The sequence below is a fragment of the Prosthecodimorpha staleyi genome, assembly GCF_018729455.1.
GTDB classification, from domain to species: Bacteria; Pseudomonadota; Alphaproteobacteria; order Rhizobiales; family Ancalomicrobiaceae; genus Prosthecodimorpha; species Prosthecodimorpha staleyi.
The window spans coordinates 96109-112115 of record NZ_JAHHZF010000013.1 but is presented as its reverse complement, the minus strand read 5'-3'; the positions used below and the strand labels follow the sequence as shown (position 1 = coordinate 112115).

Below are 16007 nucleotides of genomic sequence, written 5' to 3'. Positions count from 1 at the left end.
CGCCCCGCGGCCACCGCCCCCGGCCCCGCCGCAGAGCCCCTTCGGCGGATAAGGAAAGCGCTCCGTCCCGGGGGGAGACGGAGCGCTCGCGCGGCCTTGCGGACGCGCCGATCGGGAGGGAACACCGATCGCGGCGGATCGCCCTCGGTGCGACGGGGGACACGACCGAACAACGGGCGACCGCCTGTAGGCGTCAATGTGGCGTGCGGTCTGGCCATTTCAAGATTACAGAAAGCTGACATCCGCCATCGAGACGGCGGATCCGCCTCAAATCGATGTGATGACCGCCGGCGCTGCGGCCGGCGCGCCGAATTCCGCGCGCAGGGCGGCGATCTCGGTCGCCAGGATGGCCCCGTCGCCGAGCCCTGCCGCCAGCACGATGGCCCCCTGCCAGCGCGCCAGCGCCGAGCGCGCGGCCGCCTCGGCATCGGTCCGCCCGGCCTCGGCGAGGCGCGCCGCGAGCCAGCCGATCATGATGCGAAACACCTGCGCGGGCCCGCCGCTCTCGGCATCGGCCGGAAAGTCCCGCGTCGCCCGGGCGATCGGACAGCCGCGCGCCACCCGCGAGACGACCGTATCGGCGATGAGGTCGAAGAAGGCGGCGATGCGTCGGGCCGGATCGCCGCCGCGCCGGTCGATCTCGGCCAGGGTCCCGGCGACCTCGGCCACGAACAGCGCCGTCACCGCGCGGGCGAGATCGGCCTTGGTCGGGAAGTGATAGAAGACGTTGCCGGGCGGCACGCCTGCCGCCGCCGCGATGGCGGCGAGCGTCGCGGTCTCGTAGCCCACCGCCCAGAACTGGTCGGCGGCCGCATGGACCAGCCTTTCGCGTGTCTGCCGCCTCGCCGACATGGACAGCCTCCCCGGGCCGCCAGCATAGCTCCATCCGCGCGCGGCGGAAGCCGGCTCGACCGGCCCGGCGCCCGGGGGGTTCCGCCCGGGCGGGTGCGCAACCATCGCCTCCGCGCCGACGACCTGCTAAGAACCGCATGGGTCGGTGCGGATCAGGCAAGAGCGGCTCCGACGCATGTCGGAACGGAATGGCTTCGGCAGATGCGGATACGCTACAAGGTCGCCCTGGTCGGCGGCATCCCGATTACGATCGCGGCCGCGATCGCGCTGGTCGCCTGGCTCCTGCTCGACGAGGCGGAGCAGGCGCGGCGCGGTGCCGTGCTGGCCAGCGCGGCGACGCGCGACCTCGCCGCCGTTTCGATCGCGCGCGACGACTTCATCCGCGTGCAGCCGCAGGACCGCACGCGCGGCGCGGAACGTTTCGTCGACTTCGCCGGCCGCGCACGGGCGCGCCTGGAAGACCTGAAAGGCCCCTCGCAGGGCGAGTTCCTGCCGGTGGTGGTCGAGGTGCGCCGGGCGCTCGAACTCTACAGCCGCGAGATGGAGGAGTTGAGCCTGGTCACCCGGCGCAACGATCATCTCGTGCAGGAAATGAATGCCCGCGCCGCCGCGCTGATCGCGCTGACCGACACCGCGCGCGCCCGCCAGCATGCCTCGAATGCCGACATCGTCACCTCGATCACCGAAGGCGACCGGCGCCTGCGCATCGCGCGCGACATCGTCGACAAGGCTCAGGAACTGCGTGCCGCCATCCTGGCGATCCGGCTCGAGGCCCATGCGGGCGGTCCGACACCGACCGGCATCGCGCGGGCGAGTGCGGCGGCAGAGGATGTCGAGACGCTGCTGCGCACCTCCGACAAGGTCGACGAGGCGGACGAACTGCGCGCCATGATCCCGGCCGCGGCGACCGGCGGCAGCGACGCCGGCGCGCTGACCGACTGGATCGAGCGGCTGATCAAGGTCAACGCCACCGACCAGCGCTCGCTGCACGAGGAGATCACCCAGCTCCTGACCTATTCGGTGCAGGCCTCCGAAACCGAGCAGGCGACGCAGACCATCGCGATCCAGACCCTGAAGCTCGGCCGGCGCACCGTCGACGCGCTGGCGGCGCGCGATGTCGAGACCGTGGCGGCGATCCTGGCGGAGAGCGCGAGCCTCGGCACCACGGTGTCGAGCCTGCCGATCTCGCCGCTGATCCAGACCGAGATGATCGATTCCATCGATCAATGGCGCCAGCGCCTGACCACCACCCGCGACGGGCTGCAGGAGCAGAACCGCATCCTGGCGCGGATGGACGCGACCGCCGCCGACATGACCCGCCATGCCGACACGCTCAACGAGCGATTCGCCGCCAATGCCGAGCGCATCGACGGCTTCGTCCGCACCATGCTGCTGATCGGCACCGGGCTCGGCCTGCTGCTCGGCTCGATCACGGCCTGGATCGTGGCGCTGTCGATCACCGGCCCGCTGATGCGGCTGCGCGACGACATGCGCGCGCTCGCCGCCGATCCCTCGCGCGGCCGGGTCACCGGCGCGGACCGCAACGACGAGCTCGGCGCCATGGCGCGGGCGGCAAATTTCTTCGTCGCCGAACTCGGCCGGCGCGAGCGCGACCTGATCGGCGCCAAGGAGCGCGCCGACGCGGCGCTGGCGGAGCTGAAGGAGACCCAGACCAACCTGATCCAGGCCGAGAAGCTGGCCTCGCTCGGCCAGCTGGTCGCCGGCGTGGCGCATGAGATCAACACGCCGGTCGGCATCGCGCTGACCACGTCGACGGCGCTCGACGGCGAGGTCAAGCGGCTGAAGGAGGGAGCGGAGACCGGGCGCCTGCTGCGCTCCGACCTGACCCGGGCGGTCGAGCGTCTGACCGAGGGCTCGCGCCTGCTGTTCGCCAATCTCTACCGGGCGGCCGAACTGGTGCACAGCTTCAAGCAGGTCGCCGCCGACCAGGCGAGCGGCGAACGGCGGTCGTTCGAGATGCAGGAATGGCTGAAGGAGGTGCTGACCAGCCTGTCACCGGTGCTGCGCAAGTCCGGCCACCAGATCCGGATCGACTGTCCGGACGGGCTGGTGCTCGACAGCTATCCGGGCAGCCTCGCCCAGGTCGTCACCAACCTGATCACCAATGCGCGCGATCACGCCTTCCGGGACGGCCGCTCGGGCGTGCTGTCGATCGTGGTCACCGATCCGAAGCCCGGCTGGGTGCGCATCGAGTTCTCCGACGACGGCAGCGGCATCGCCGCCGAGCATCTGCCGAAGGTGTTCGACCCCTTCTACACGACCGGCCGCGACCGCGGCCGCACCGGCCTCGGCCTGCATATCGTCCACAACATCGTCACGGTCACGCTGCAGGGGCAGATCCAGATCTTCTCCAAGCCCGGCGAGGGCACCCGCTTCGTCATCGACATCCCGGCGACGCTCGGCGGCCCCGAGGCGCTGCGCCAATCCGCATGAACCGTCCCGTTCCCCGGTGGTTCGATCGAAACGGATGGCACCCATCCGTCTCGGGAATCCGAACCACTCACTCTTTGACTCCGTGGTCCATCCAATCGGACATTCGCGGAACGCAAATGTCCGATTGGATGGACCACCCGGCTCCGGAGGCCCTTCGATGATCCCCATCCGCAAGCCACGCGCCCTCTTCCTGGCCGCCGCGCTGGTGGCCGCGCCGCTGCCCGCCGCCGCCAAGACGCTGGTCTATTGCTCGGAGGGCAATCCGGAGGCGCTGAACCCGCAGCTCGTCACCACCACGACCGGGGTGACGGCCGGCAAGCCGATGTTCAACTCGCTGGTCGAGTTCGAGCCGGGCGGCACCCGCATCCTGCCGGGCCTCGCCGAGTCCTGGACCATCTCAGAGGACGGCCGGGTCTATACCTTCCGGCTGCGCGAGGGCGTGAAGTTCCATTCCAACGCCGTCTTCACCCCGTCGCGGACCATGAATGCCGACGATGTGGTCTTCTCGCTGATGCGGCAGTGGAAGGCGGACCACCCCTACCACAAGATCTCGGGCGGCAATTACGACTACTTCAAGGATCTGGCCATGCCAGAGCTTCTCGATGCCATCGAGAAGCGCGACGAGCGGACCGTGGTCATCCGACTGAAGCGGCCGAACGCGCCGTTCCTGGCCAATCTGGCGATGTCGTTCAATGTCGTCCATTCGGCCGAATATGCCGACCTGCTGCTCCGCCAGGGCCATCCCGAACAGCTCGATCTGGAGCCGATCGGCACCGGACCGTTCTCGTTCGTCTCCTACCAGAAGGATGTCGCGATCCGCTATCGCGTATTCCCGGACTATTGGGGCGGGCGCATGCCGCTCGACACGCTGGTCTTCTCCATCACGCCCAATCCGGCGGTGCGGCTGACCAAGCTGAAGGCCGGCGAATGCCACGTCATGGCCTTCCCGAACCCGGCCGACATCCGGCGCATCGAAACCGATCCGGCCCTGCGGCTGCTGCGGCTGGAGGGGCTGAACATCGGCTACATGTCGCTCAACGTCACGCGCGCGCCGTTCGACGACCTGCGCGTCCGGCGCGCCGTCAACATGGCGATCGACAAGCAGACCATCGTGGCCGCCGTCTATGGCGGCGCCGGCACGCCGGCCAAGAACCCGATTCCGCCGACGCTGTGGTCCTACAACGACGACGTGAAGGACTATCCCTACGACCCGGCCGCCGCCCGCAAGCTGCTCGCCGAGGCGGGGCTGGCGCAGGGCTTCGAGACCGAGCTCTGGTACATGCCGGTCAGCCGCCCCTACAATCCGAACGGCAAGCGCATCGCCGAGCTGATCCAGGCCGATCTCGCCAAGGTCGGCGTCCGGCTGAAGCTGGTCACCGACGAATGGAGCTCCTACCGCGCCCGCTTGCAGGCCGGCGAGGCGCCGATGGCCCTGTTCGGCTGGACCGGCGACAACGGCGACCCGGACAATTTCCTCGACACCATGCTGGGCTGCACGGCCGCGCGCGCCGGCGGCAACAACGTTGCCAAGTGGTGCAACGCCGATTTCGACCAGCTGATCACCCGCGCCAAGGAGACCGCGATCCAGACCGAGCGCGAGCGCTACTACCGCGAGGCGCAGATCATCGCCAAGGCCGACGCGCCCTGGGTGCCGATCGCCCATTCGGTCGTCTACATGGCGACCCGCAAGGAGGTGACCGGTTTCCGCATGGACCCGCTCGGCCGCTACCCCTTCGACGGCGTCGACCTGCAGCCGTAGACGGCCGCCTACGGGGTGCGGTCGCGGCCGACATCTCGAATCCTGCAAGTTTGCTGAACGGCGCCCTCAGAACGGGTTCAGCGCCGCGGCTGCATCCTCTCCTCATGACGGATCGATCGACGGTCCGACCCGAAAGAGAGAGAGACACCGACATGATCATGCGCAAGACCATGATGGCCCTGGCCGCCACCGCCGCCCTCGCCACCGGCACCGTCGCCGCCACCTCCGCGGCCGAAGCCAAGGTGGTGATCAAGGTCCACGGCCATCACGGCGGCCACTTCTACGGCGGCCCCTACTATGGCGGCCCGTATTACGGCGGCTACTATGGCGGCGGCTGCGTGGTGAAGCCGAAGCTGGTTCACACCCCCTGGGGCCCGGTCTGGAAGAACAAGACCTTCTGCTACTGATCCGCTGCCGGCCGGATGCCGGGACGACGAGCCGGAGCGCCCCCTTGGGCGGCTCCGGCTTCGCCATTGCGGGCGGCCCGGCCCGCATTCGGGCGGCGTCGGAATTTTTCGGTCCGCCGCGGAACCCGCCGCGCCGTCATGCGTTGTCCCGTCGGACGTCAGGCTTTGGCGGACGTCCGGACGCAGAGACGTTCCCCTTCCTGACCTTGGCGGCCGATCGCTCCCCAGCGGTCGGCCGTATTTTTCGTCCGGCAGAACGGATGCCCGGATCATCGGCACACTTGAGCTAAGCAATAAGACCACGCCTTTTCTGTATTGCCCGGAACCAAATTCAGTGTTCGACCGTTGATACCAAGAGCGCGAATTGCGCCGTCCCTATAGAAGGAAGAAAACCCATGATGAAGCGTGCCCTGATGATCTCCGCCCTGGTGGCTGTTCCGTTCACCGGCGCCATGGCCCAGAGCGATACCAAGACCCCCGGCACCATCACCCCGCCGATCGGCACCTCGACGCCCGGCGTCGTGAATCCGCCGGTCGGCACGACCACCACCGGCGCGACGACGACCACCACCACCACCACGACCGGCCGGACCAGCATCACCTTCGTGCAGCAGCAGATGCCCGACCAGATGCTCGCCTCGGGCCTGATCGGCGCCACGGTGCGCGGTTCGGCGAACGAGACGATCGGCGAGATCGACGACGTGATTCTGGACCGGGACGGCCGGGCCCAGGCGGTGGTGATCGGCGTCGGCGGCTTCCTCGGCATGGGCGAGAAGAATGTCGCGGTCCCCTACGACGCGGTGCAGGTGACCCGCGATCCGGACAACGCGCAGGTCTCGCGGGTCGCCATGTCGACCACCAAGGAGGCCCTCAAGGCGGCTCCGGAATTCAAGAAAGTCGACAAGCGCAACGCCGGCAGCAGCGCGACCACGGGGGCGACCGGCTCCGGCCCGGTGGCCCCGAAGACGCCCGTCAATCCGCAGTAACCGAAAGCACAGCCGCCTCGCGGCACCGAATCGGACGGCCCGGCGCACCCCGCCGGGCCGTTCGGCTTGGGGCCAGGCCCCGCCCGGCGGCCGGCGGGTGGTGCGGGATGCGCCGGTCCAGGCGCGACGGGCCCGGACGAGGCGCGCCGCGGCCCCCTCAAGCCCTTGACTCTGGTGCATTTCCTTTTCGCCTGCGCGATTTCGTCCGCGCCCGAAATGCTCTAGGATGCGGGTTGCGACCGGCCGCCGCACCAGGACCTTGGACGGTTCCGATCGCGGCGCAAAGCTGGCACAACGAATGCCAGATCACGGTCCGGCACGGCAATCCGGGGAGGAAACATGAAGATCACGGTGGTCGGCTCCCGCTATTTCGGCTCGGCGGCTCTCGATGCGATCCTGGCCGAGGGCGGCAACGTCATCGGCGTTGTGGTGCCGACGGCGGATGACCGGCTGAAATCCGCGGCCGAACAGAAGGGCATCCCGGTCACGGTCCAGGCCGACCCGAAGGTCGTGCCGGCGGGCGAGATCCCGGACGGCACCGACCTGATCGTGACCGCGCACAGCCATGCGCGCGTCACCGCCGAGGCGGTCGCCAAGGCGCCGCTCGGCGGCGTCGGCTACCATCCCTCCCTGCTGCCGCGCCATCGCGGCATCGCGGCGGTCGAATGGACCGTCAAGGAGGGCGACGCGATCGCCGGCGGCACCATCTACCATCTTGCCGACAAGATGGATGCCGGCGCGATCGCCATGCAGGACTGGTGCTTCGTCCGCAAGGGCGAGACCGCCCGCGAATTGTGGGAGCGTGCCCTGGCGCCGCTCGGGCTGAAGCTGATCGGCCGCCTGGTCCGCCACGCCAACGAGCATGGCTCGATCCCGTCGCTGCCGCAGGACGAGCAGTTCGCCACCCGGGCACCGAAGATCAAGGACGCCTGACCGGACAGGCCGTAACGGACCGGCCGCAGCGGACCGGCCGGCATCGGCCGGACCCGATCCCCGCAGCTTGCGCATAGCGGCTCGGCCTTGCGTCCGGCAGGCTGCCGAAGGATGGTCGCGCCCGTCTCCAACTGGGCGTGATCTTCCGTGCTGAAACCCAACACCCTCGGCATGACGCTGGTCCTGGCGCTGCTCATCGCGCTCGGCCCCATGTCGACCGACATGTATCTCCCGTCGCTGCCGGCGATCGGTCGCGCCCTGCAGGCCGATAGCCCCGCGGTCCAACTGACCCTGTCGGGCTTCATGTTCGGCTTCGCCATCGGGCAGGTGCTGTACGGGCCGGTCTCCGACCGGCTCGGCCGCAAGCCGGTGCTCGTCGCAAGCCTTAGCCTCTACGCCCTGGCCTCGGCGCTGTGCGCCTTCGCCTGGTCGATCGAGACCCTGATCGCCGCCCGTTTCATTCAGGCCCTGGGTGCCTGCGGGCCGATCGTGATCGCGCGGGCGATCGTGCGCGACCTCTATTCCGGCGACCGGGCCGGCCAGGAACTGTCGCGGATGGGGACCATCATGGCCTTCGTGCCGGCGGTCGCGCCGGTCGTCGGCGCCGGTCTCGAGGTGACGCTCGGCTGGCGCGCCAACTTCCTCGGCGCCTTGGCACTGGCCGGGACGGCGCTGTGGTTCGTCGTCATGCGCCTGCCGGAGACCGTCCGGCAGCGCCTGGACTCGCCGCTCTCGGTCGTCGCGATCCTGACGGACTTCGGCGCCCTGCTGCGCTCGGACCATTTCCGCCTGCATGTGCTGCTGTGCGCGGGGACCTATGGCGGCCTGTTCGCCTTCATTTCCGGCTCGTCCTTCGTCCTGCAGGGGCTCTACGGGCTGGGCGAGATCGCCTATGGCCTCGCCTTCGGCGCCTGCGCGCTCGCCTATATGCTCGGCACCGTGACCGGCCGCTTCCTGGTCCGCCTCGCCGGCATGGCGCGCGCGATCGGTTTCGGCGCCGCCGCCATGGGCACGGGCGGTCTGGCCATGGCGGCCGGCGTCGCCTTCGGTCCGGGCCATGTCCTGGAGATCGTCGCCCCGATGATGGTCTACATGATCGGCGTCGGCATCGCCTTCCCGCTGACCCAGGCCTCGGCGCTGATGCCCTTCCCGGAGCGGGCCGGCGCGGCCTCCTCGCTGATCGGCCTCCTGCAGATGACCGCGGCGGCCGTCATCGGCATCGTCGTCGGCGCCGGGGCGGCGCGGACCGCCTGGGCGCTGGCCGGTACCGTCGCGGTGGTGGGGGTCGCCGTCTTCGTCACCGAACGCGTCATCGCCGCGCGCCGCGTCTGAGCGCGGCGCCTCGGGATGCCGACCGGCCGGACCCGCGATGCGCCTTCGGGCCACCGCGGCGCGGTCAGAACTTCAGGCGCCCGGCGATGCGGATCAGGTCGGCGAGTTCGGGGGCGGCGAGTTGATAGAGCACGTTCTTGCCTTCGCGCCGGAACGCGACCAGCCGCGAAGCCCTGAGCGCCGCCAGGATCTGCGACGTCGCCGGCTGGTTCAGATGCAGATGGTCGCAGATGTCGCCGACCGACTTCTCGCCGTCGGCCAGAAAGGCCAGGGCGGCGAGCCGTCCGTCATGGCCGAGCCCCTTGAAGACCTCCGCGGCGCTGCGGATCTCGGCCGGTCCCAAGGCCGCGATCTCAATGTCCGGGACCGGCGGCGGCATCGCCGAATCGTCTGCCGGATCGGGGATGGCGATGGTCGGCTCCGGCACGACGCGGCTCCTGGGCGGACACGGGATCGCAGGCTTTCGCCCGACATCGGATGACGGCTTCGCGCGATCGAACCGTGGTTCCGCGACGGAGCATAGGAAGTCAAGTATCTGACTTCAAGACCATTCCGACCCGCCGGGGACCGCCGGACGGCCGCCGCTTCGGGGCGAGGCCGGGGGCGGCGCCGGCGCTTCGGCCGCCGCCCCGCCGGCTCAGTCGAGCTTGTAGGCCTTGCGCGCCAGGTCGTAGGCGAGGTCGCGGGCAACCACGAAGGCCTCGTCCTCGTCGAGGCGATGGCTGGCGACCAGCCCGGCCAGATAGCCGCAATCGACCCGGCGCGACACGTCGTGACGGGCCGGGATCGACGTGAAGGCACGGGTGTCATCGTTGAAGCCGACGGTATTGTAGAAACCCGCCGTCTCGGTGACCAGGTCGCGGTAGCGCTTCATGCCCTCGGGGCTGTCGAAGAACCACCAGGCCGGGCCGATCCGAAGCGCCGGATAGTGTCCGGCGAGCGGGGCCAGTTCGCGCGAATAGGTGGTCTCGTCGAGCGTGAACACGATCACGGTCAGCGCGGGCTCGTTGCCGTAGCGGTCGAGCAGCGGCTTCAGCGCGCCGACATAGTCGGTCCGGCTCGGAATGTCGGCGCCCATGTCGCGCCCGAACCGATCGAACAGCAGCGGGTTGTGGTTGCGCCACGAGCCCGGATGGATCTGCATGACCAGACCGTCCTCGAGGCTCATCCCGGCCATCTCGGTCAGGCACTGCGCGCGGTAGAGTTCGGCATCCTGGGCCGAGACCGCCCCCGCCATGACCCGCGCATGCAGCGCCTCGGCATCGGCGCGCGCGAGGTCGGCGGTGCGCGCGGTCGGATGGCCGTGATCGGTCGAGGTCGCGCCGAAGCTCTTGAAGAAGGCGCGCCGCCGGCGATGCGCCTCCAGATAGCCCGACCAGGAACCGGTGTCGCAGCCGGTCAATTCGCCCAGTTGGCGGACATTGTCGTGGAAGCCGGCAAAATCCGGATCGCAGACCGGATCCGGCCGGTAGGCCGTGATCACCTGGCCGGACCAGCCCGACGCGCGGATCATGCCATGCCAGTGCAACGGATCGAGCGGGCTCTCGGTGGTGGCGATGACCTCGATCTTGAAGCGCTCGAACAGGGCGCGCGGGCGGTAGTCGTCGCGCGCGAGATGGTCGGCGATGGTGTCGTAGTAGAGATCCGCCGTTTCGGCGCTCAGCCGGGTGTCCAGCCCGAACAGGGTCGCGAAGGAATGGTCGAGCCACATGCGCGAGGGGGTGCCGCGGAACAGATGGTAGTTCTCGGCGAAGCGGCGCCAGATGCGCCGCGGATCGGTCTCGGTCGGGCTGCCGTCGCGGGTGGCGATGCCGAGTTCCTGAAGCCGAACGCCCTGGCTGTAGAGCATCCGCGTCACATAATGGTCCGGGATGACGAACAGCCGGGCCGGATCCGGAAAGGGCTCGTTTTCGGCGAACCAGCGCGGATCGGTATGACCGTGCGGGGAGACGATGGGTAGATCCTTCACGGTCTCGTAGAGCCGCCGCGCGATCGCGCGGGTGGTCGGGTCCGCCGGAAACAGGCGGTCTTCGTGAATGAGGCCCATCGGTTTCTCCTCCGAGGCATGCGGTCGGGTTGGCGACTTGTCATACGAGTTGCGATGCCGATCAAGACCGGACTCGGCCGCGGGCCTGATTACGGTCCGGAATGGCCGGCGGCAATCCGGCCGGACAGTCCATACGGCCAGGGATAGGGGACGCGCAGCCGGGTCGCCGGCGCCGCGCGGACCGGCAGTTCCGCCCCGCCCGGCAGGACCAGGGTCAGGTCGCGGATCGGGCCGATCCGTTCGAACAGCCCGTTCATCAGCGCGAGGTCGCGGGCGAAGCCCGGCCCGGTGCCGATCACCACGGCGTCGCGGCCGAGCCGGGCGTCGGCCGGCGCCAGGAAGGCGAAGCCGCGCGGGTCCGGCGAGAAGACCGTGACCGGGACGCGCCCGGCCAGCCCGCCGGCGATCCGCCCGCCCTGCCGCCAACTGGTCGCGACCGCGAATCCATTCGCAGGCAGCAGGCCCTCCCGTTCGAGCAGCCGGTCGAGGCCGCGCCAGGCGAGCGCCTCGGCGAAGGCCCGGTCGACGCCCGGGCGCCAGGCGGCCGGCAAACGCGTCTGCAGGAAGGGCGCCGCCACCACGACGGCGGCCGCCACGGCGAGGAGGCCGCCCGATGCCGCGCCGGCCCGGCGCGGCCAGGGCGATCCGGCCTGGGCGGCGGCCGCGATCCGGGCACCGAACAGCGGGACGGCGAAGAACCAGCCCGGCATCGCCCAATGCGGCAAGCCCTGGCCGGACAGGAACGGGACGAGCGTCATGACAGCGATACAGGGCCATGCCAGAGAGGCGAGATAGCGCTGCGGCGTGTCCGCGCCGGCCCGCGCGATCCCGCCCCAGAGCGCCCAGACGAGGCCGGCGAAGGTCCAGGGCAGCAGATAGAGCACCTGCCCGCCGAGGAGCCGGACGCCTGCAGCCGGATGCCAGCCCGTCGGCACGCCGCGTCCGCCCTGGAAGCCGAACGAGACCCAGTCATGCGCCGCGTTCCAGCCGAGCACCGGCGCGAAGACCAGCAGGGCGACGGCGCCGGCCAGCCAGGGTCCGCGCGTGGCGAGGAGGCCCCTGTGGCGCGGCGAGCCCAGCAGAAACACCAGCGCCCCGATCCCGATCAGGCCGGCATGGAGCTTGGAGAGCAGCGCCAGCCCGAAGGCGAGACCGGCCAGCAGCCAGAGCCGGTCGGCGCGGCCGGGATCGGCCTCGTCGAACAGGATGCGCGCCATGACCAGGGCGGCGAGGCCGACGAACAGCAACATCGGCCCGTCCGGTACGATCCAGCTGCCGGCCGAGACCAGAAAGAAGGGTGCGAGCGTCAGCACCGCGACGGCCGCGACCCCGGCGCGCTCGCCGCCCAGGCGCGCCGCCAGCCGGAACATCAGCGCACCGGTCGCCGTGAAAGCCGCCACGAAGGGCAGGCGCACCAGCCAGACCGGCGCAGCCGGTCCGGCGACGGCCTGAACCGCGTGCACGATCCAGAAGGTCAGCGGCGGGTGGTCGAAATAGGACCAGTCCAGGCGCTGCGCGACGGCGCGCGCATAGGCCTCGTCGATGCCGGGATCGATCAGGGCGGCCAGCAGCAGACGGACCGCGGTCGAGGCCGCCAGAAGCAGCAGGAGATTGCGCATGGCCGTTTCGGACGGTGCCTTCGTGAAATTCGTCAGGCTGTCGCCAGCCTTCCTCATATAGGGTCCCGGACCGGCCTTCCGGTCGGCACCGGTGGTGCGTTCGAAGCCGGGCTTGCCAGCCGTGGCGGACGCGCCGCTAACTCCCCGATCTCGCGTCGCGACGCGGAGGCCTCATGACGGTTGTGGAAGACGGTGGCGGCAGGATGGCTCGGGAAAGGACTGGACCGCGGTGGGGGGCGGGCAGGTCGATCCTGATCACGCTGCTGGCCACTCTGGTCGTCTCCGTCCTGCTCTATGCCTTGCCGGATCTCGACACCGGCATGACGGCGCTTTTCTACCAGACGGGTCGTGGATTTGCAGCCGAAGAGTCCGGCTGGCTGCTGGTCCTGCGCGAGGCCGGTCGCCTGGCGACCTGGGTGCTGGCGCTGGCCGCTTTGGTGCCGATCGGGCTGAAGATCGCCAAGCCGGCCTGGGTCGACGGGGTCGATGTCCGGCGCCCGCTGTTCCTCGGCGCCAGCCTGATCGCCGGTCCGCTGGTCGTCGTCAACCTGATCCTCAAGCAGCATTGGGGCCGTGCCCGGCCGAACCATGTCGACCTCTACGGGGGCACGGCGCAGTTCACGCCGCCCTGGATTCCGGCCGACCAATGCGCGGCCAACTGTTCCTTCGTCTCCGGCGAGGCCTCCACGGCGGTTCTGTTCATGGCCTTCGCGATCCTGGCGCCGGCGCGCTGGCGGCTGCCCATCGTTGTGACGGCGGCGGTCTGGACCGTGGCGATCTCGCTCAACCGGATCGCCTTCGGGGCGCATTTCCTGTCCGACGTGGTCATCGCCTGGGGCCTGACCCTGCTCGTCATGTTCGTGATGCGCGACATCTTCCTGGTGCGCATGAGCCCCGACCAGGGCCGCGCGCTCGATGCCGCGCTCGCCCGCTTCGGCCGCGGTATTGCCGGTCGCTTCCGCGCCGATCGCTGAGCCGCGACCCCGCAGAGGATCCGCATCGGGGAGTTGCGGCACCGCTGCCAATCGTGACAGACTTCGTCCCGCGACCGTTTCGGGATCGGCCTGCATCCTCCGCCTCCGGCGGCTGGAGCAGCCCCCCGGAACGCCCAAGAGCCGCATCAGACGGCTCTCTCGCGTGGGAGGATTTCCGTGACCAAGCTCGGTTCCATCAAGGGGCCCGCGATCTTTCTCGCCCAGTTCGCGGGCGACGCGGCGCCGTTCGACAGCCTGCCCGCCATCGTCCGCTGGGCCGCGGACCACGGCTACGAGGGCATCCAGATCCCGACCTGGGACGCCCGCCTGTTCGATCTCGACAAGGCCGCCGCCTCGAAGACCTATTGCGACGAGGTCAAGGGCATCTGCGCCGAATCCGGCGTCGCGATCACCGAACTGTCGACCCATCTGCAGGGTCAGCTGGTCGCCGTGCATCCGGCCTATGACGAAGCCTTCGACGGCTTCGCCGCCCCGGCGGTGCGCGGCAATCCCAAGGCCCGCGCCGAATGGGCGGTCGACCAGATGCTGAAGGCCGCGCGCGCCTCCGCCCATCTCGGCCTGACCTCGCATGTCACCTTCCCGGGCGCGCTCGCCTGGCCCTATCTCTATCCCTGGCCGCAGCGCCCCGCCGGCCTGGTCGAGACCGCCTTCGACGAACTGGCCCGGCGCTGGCGCCCGATCCTCGACGCCTATGACGCGGCCGGCTGCGACGTCTGCTACGAGATCCATCCCGGCGAGGACATCCACGACGGCGCGACCTTCGAGATGTTCCTGGAGCGGGTCGGCAACCATCCGCGCTGCGCGATCAACTACGATCCGTCGCATTTCGTGCTGCAGCAGCTCGACTATCTCGCCTTCATCGACATCTACCACGAGCGCATCCGCGCCTTCCACGTCAAGGATGCCGAGTTCAACCCGTCCGGCCGGGTCGGCGTCTATGGCGGCTACCAATCCTGGATCGACCGCGCCGGCCGCTTCCGCTCGCTCGGCGACGGCCAGGTCGACTTCTCCGGCATCTTCTCCAAGCTCGCCCAATACGGCTATTCGGGCTGGGCGGTGCTGGAATGGGAATGCTGCCTGAAGCATCCCGAGCAGGGCGCCGCGGAGGGCGCGCCGTTCATCGCCGGCCACATCATCCGCGTCACCGAGCGCGCCTTCGACGATTTCGCCGCCGCCGGCATCGACGAGGCGGCCAACCGCCGCCTGCTCGGCCTCGCTTGATCCAGAGCCACAAACCACGGAGCATCCCATGAGCATCGAAGGTCGTGGCGACGCGGTCGGCGGGCGGCTGCGTCTCGGCATGGTCGGCGGCGGACAGGGCGCCTTCATCGGCGCGGTCCACCGCATGGCGGCCCGGCTCGACGACCGCTGGGTCCTGGCCGCCGGCGCGCTGTCGTCCGATCCGGTGCGGGCGCGCGCCTCGGCGCTGGAGCTCGGCATCGCCGAGGACCGCGCCTATGCGTCCTACCAGGACATGCTGGCCGCCGAGGCCGGCCGGGCCGACCGCATCGACGCGGTCGCGATCGTGACGCCGAACCACATGCACTATCCGGTCGCCCGCGCGGCACTGGAGGCCGGCTTCGACGTGATCTGCGACAAGCCGCTGACCGCGACCGTCGCGGAGGCCGAGGCACTGGCCGATCTGGTCGCGACAAGCGGCCGGCTGTTCGCCGTCACCTACAATTATACCGGCTATCCGCTGATCCGGCAGGCCCGCGCCATGGTGGCGGCCGGCGCGATCGGCGACATACGGGTGGTGCAGGTCGAATATCCGCAGGCCTGGCTGACCGAGCCGATCGAGCAGGGCGGCCAGAAGCAGGCCGACTGGCGCACCGATCCGGCCCGCTCGGGCGCCGGCGGCTGCGTCGGCGACATCGGCACCCACGCCTACGATCTCGCCCGCTTCGTCAGCGGCCTGGAGGCGGAGGCGATCCTCGCCGAACTGACCACCTTCGTGCCCGGCCGGCGGCTCGACGACAATGTCGGCGTGCTCATCCGCTACCGCGGCGGCGCGCGCGGCATGCTCTGGGCGAGCCAGGTCGCGCCCGGCAACGAGAACGGCCTGCGCCTGCGCGTCTATGGCAGCCGCGGCGGGCTGGAATGGTCGCAGGAGGATCCGAACTATCTCTGGTTCACGCCGCTCGGCGAGCCGAAGCGCCGCATCACCCGCGGCGGCGACGGCGCCAGCCCCGAGGCCGGCCGGCTGACGCGCGTGCCGTTCGGCCACCCGGAGGGCTATATCGAGGGCTTCGCCAACATCTACCGCGAGATCGCCGATGCGCTGGCCGCACGAAAGAGCGGCGGCGCCGTCGATCCGGCGGTGGTCTTCCCCGATGTGGCCGACGGGCTGGCCGGTGTCCGCTTCGTCGCCGCGGCCGTGAAAAGCGCGTCGGCCGGCGGCACCTGGGTGCCTCTGGCATAATCGGCGGAACGCGGCCTCCGCCCTCTTGCCAAGTTTAGTGATTTGAGTTTCACTAAACACGCAAACTAAACGTCCCCGTTTCAGAGGGACGATCCGGGAGGAGGCGCATCGCCTCCAGCACAATCAGGCTGATTCCGCGCGCTCGACTTGGGTTTGGGCGCGACGGGATGGTGCTTTTCCTCGCTCGACGGCGATTGATCT

The 16007-nt window shown here is 69.9% G+C and carries 13 protein-coding genes; 9 read left to right on the top strand and 4 right to left on the bottom strand.

Going from position 1 to position 16007, the window contains the following annotated elements; translation table 11 throughout:
- Window positions 1-267 precede the first annotated feature (267 nt).
- Window positions 268-852 carry a TetR/AcrR family transcriptional regulator gene (locus KL771_RS23440; protein WP_261970936.1) on the bottom strand — a complete coding sequence of 195 codons (585 nt, stop codon included), beginning with the start codon at window positions 850-852 and terminating at the stop codon, window positions 268-270.
- Window positions 853-1053: 201 nt separating this feature from the next.
- On the opposite strand from KL771_RS23440, the gene KL771_RS23435 reads away from it, so the two are divergent.
- The 6 genes from KL771_RS23435 (at window position 1054) to KL771_RS23410 (ending at window position 8723) form a co-directional block, all read left to right on the top strand.
- Window positions 1054-3306, top strand: a complete 2253-nt coding sequence (locus KL771_RS23435) for an ATP-binding protein (protein ID WP_261970935.1) — start codon at window positions 1054-1056, stop codon at window positions 3304-3306.
- Between the two features lie 157 nt (window positions 3307-3463).
- The gene (locus KL771_RS23430) at window positions 3464-5065 is read left to right on the top strand and encodes an ABC transporter substrate-binding protein (protein WP_261970934.1); all 1602 of its coding nucleotides are present in this window, start codon (window positions 3464-3466) and stop codon (window positions 5063-5065) included.
- 152 nt (window positions 5066-5217) lie between these two features.
- Window positions 5218-5472 (top strand): sulfur globule protein precursor, encoded by a 255-nt coding sequence (locus KL771_RS23425; RefSeq protein ID WP_315901522.1) that lies wholly within the window; start codon window positions 5218-5220, stop codon window positions 5470-5472.
- 395 nt (window positions 5473-5867) lie between these two features.
- Entirely contained in the window at window positions 5868-6458 is a 591-nt protein-coding gene (locus tag KL771_RS23420) for a PRC-barrel domain-containing protein (RefSeq protein ID WP_261970933.1), read from the top strand.
- Window positions 6459-6797: 339 nt separating this feature from the next.
- On the top strand, window positions 6798-7391 hold the full coding sequence (locus KL771_RS23415) for a formyltransferase family protein (protein ID WP_261970932.1): 594 nt from the start codon (window positions 6798-6800) through the stop codon (window positions 7389-7391).
- Window positions 7392-7538: 147 nt separating this feature from the next.
- On the top strand, window positions 7539-8723 hold the full coding sequence (locus tag KL771_RS23410) for a multidrug effflux MFS transporter (protein WP_261970931.1): 1185 nt from the start codon (window positions 7539-7541) through the stop codon (window positions 8721-8723).
- 64 nt (window positions 8724-8787) lie between these two features.
- Here KL771_RS23410 and KL771_RS23405 read toward each other — a convergent pair whose 3' ends face one another.
- From KL771_RS23405 to KL771_RS23395, 3 genes are all read right to left on the bottom strand, one after another.
- On the bottom strand, window positions 8788-9150 hold the full coding sequence (locus tag KL771_RS23405; protein ID WP_261970930.1) for an ArsR/SmtB family transcription factor: 363 nt from the start codon (window positions 9148-9150) through the stop codon (window positions 8788-8790).
- Window positions 9151-9360: 210 nt separating this feature from the next.
- The gene (gene uxaC, locus KL771_RS23400) at window positions 9361-10770 is read right to left on the bottom strand and encodes a glucuronate isomerase (RefSeq protein ID WP_261970929.1); all 1410 of its coding nucleotides are present in this window, start codon (window positions 10768-10770) and stop codon (window positions 9361-9363) included.
- An 89-nt stretch (window positions 10771-10859) separates the two neighbouring features.
- The gene (locus KL771_RS23395; RefSeq protein WP_261970928.1) at window positions 10860-12389 is read right to left on the bottom strand and encodes a glycosyltransferase family 39 protein; all 1530 of its coding nucleotides are present in this window, start codon (window positions 12387-12389) and stop codon (window positions 10860-10862) included.
- A gap of 173 nt (window positions 12390-12562) precedes the next feature.
- Here KL771_RS23395 and KL771_RS23390 point away from each other — a divergent pair, with 173 nt between their 5' ends.
- The 3 genes from KL771_RS23390 to KL771_RS23380 all read left to right on the top strand — a co-directional run bounded on the left by KL771_RS23390 (window position 12563) and on the right by KL771_RS23380 (window position 15806).
- Complete coding sequence (locus KL771_RS23390; RefSeq protein WP_261970927.1) at window positions 12563-13363, top strand: phosphatase PAP2 family protein; 801 nt, start codon at window positions 12563-12565, stop codon at window positions 13361-13363.
- 177 nt (window positions 13364-13540) lie between these two features.
- Window positions 13541-14605, top strand: coding sequence for a sugar phosphate isomerase/epimerase family protein (locus KL771_RS23385; RefSeq protein ID WP_261970926.1), 1065 nt, complete (start codon window positions 13541-13543; stop codon window positions 14603-14605).
- Window positions 14606-14633: 28 nt separating this feature from the next.
- Entirely contained in the window at window positions 14634-15806 is a 1173-nt protein-coding gene (locus tag KL771_RS23380) for a Gfo/Idh/MocA family protein (protein WP_261970925.1), read from the top strand.
- Window positions 15807-16007: the final 201 nt, after the last annotated feature.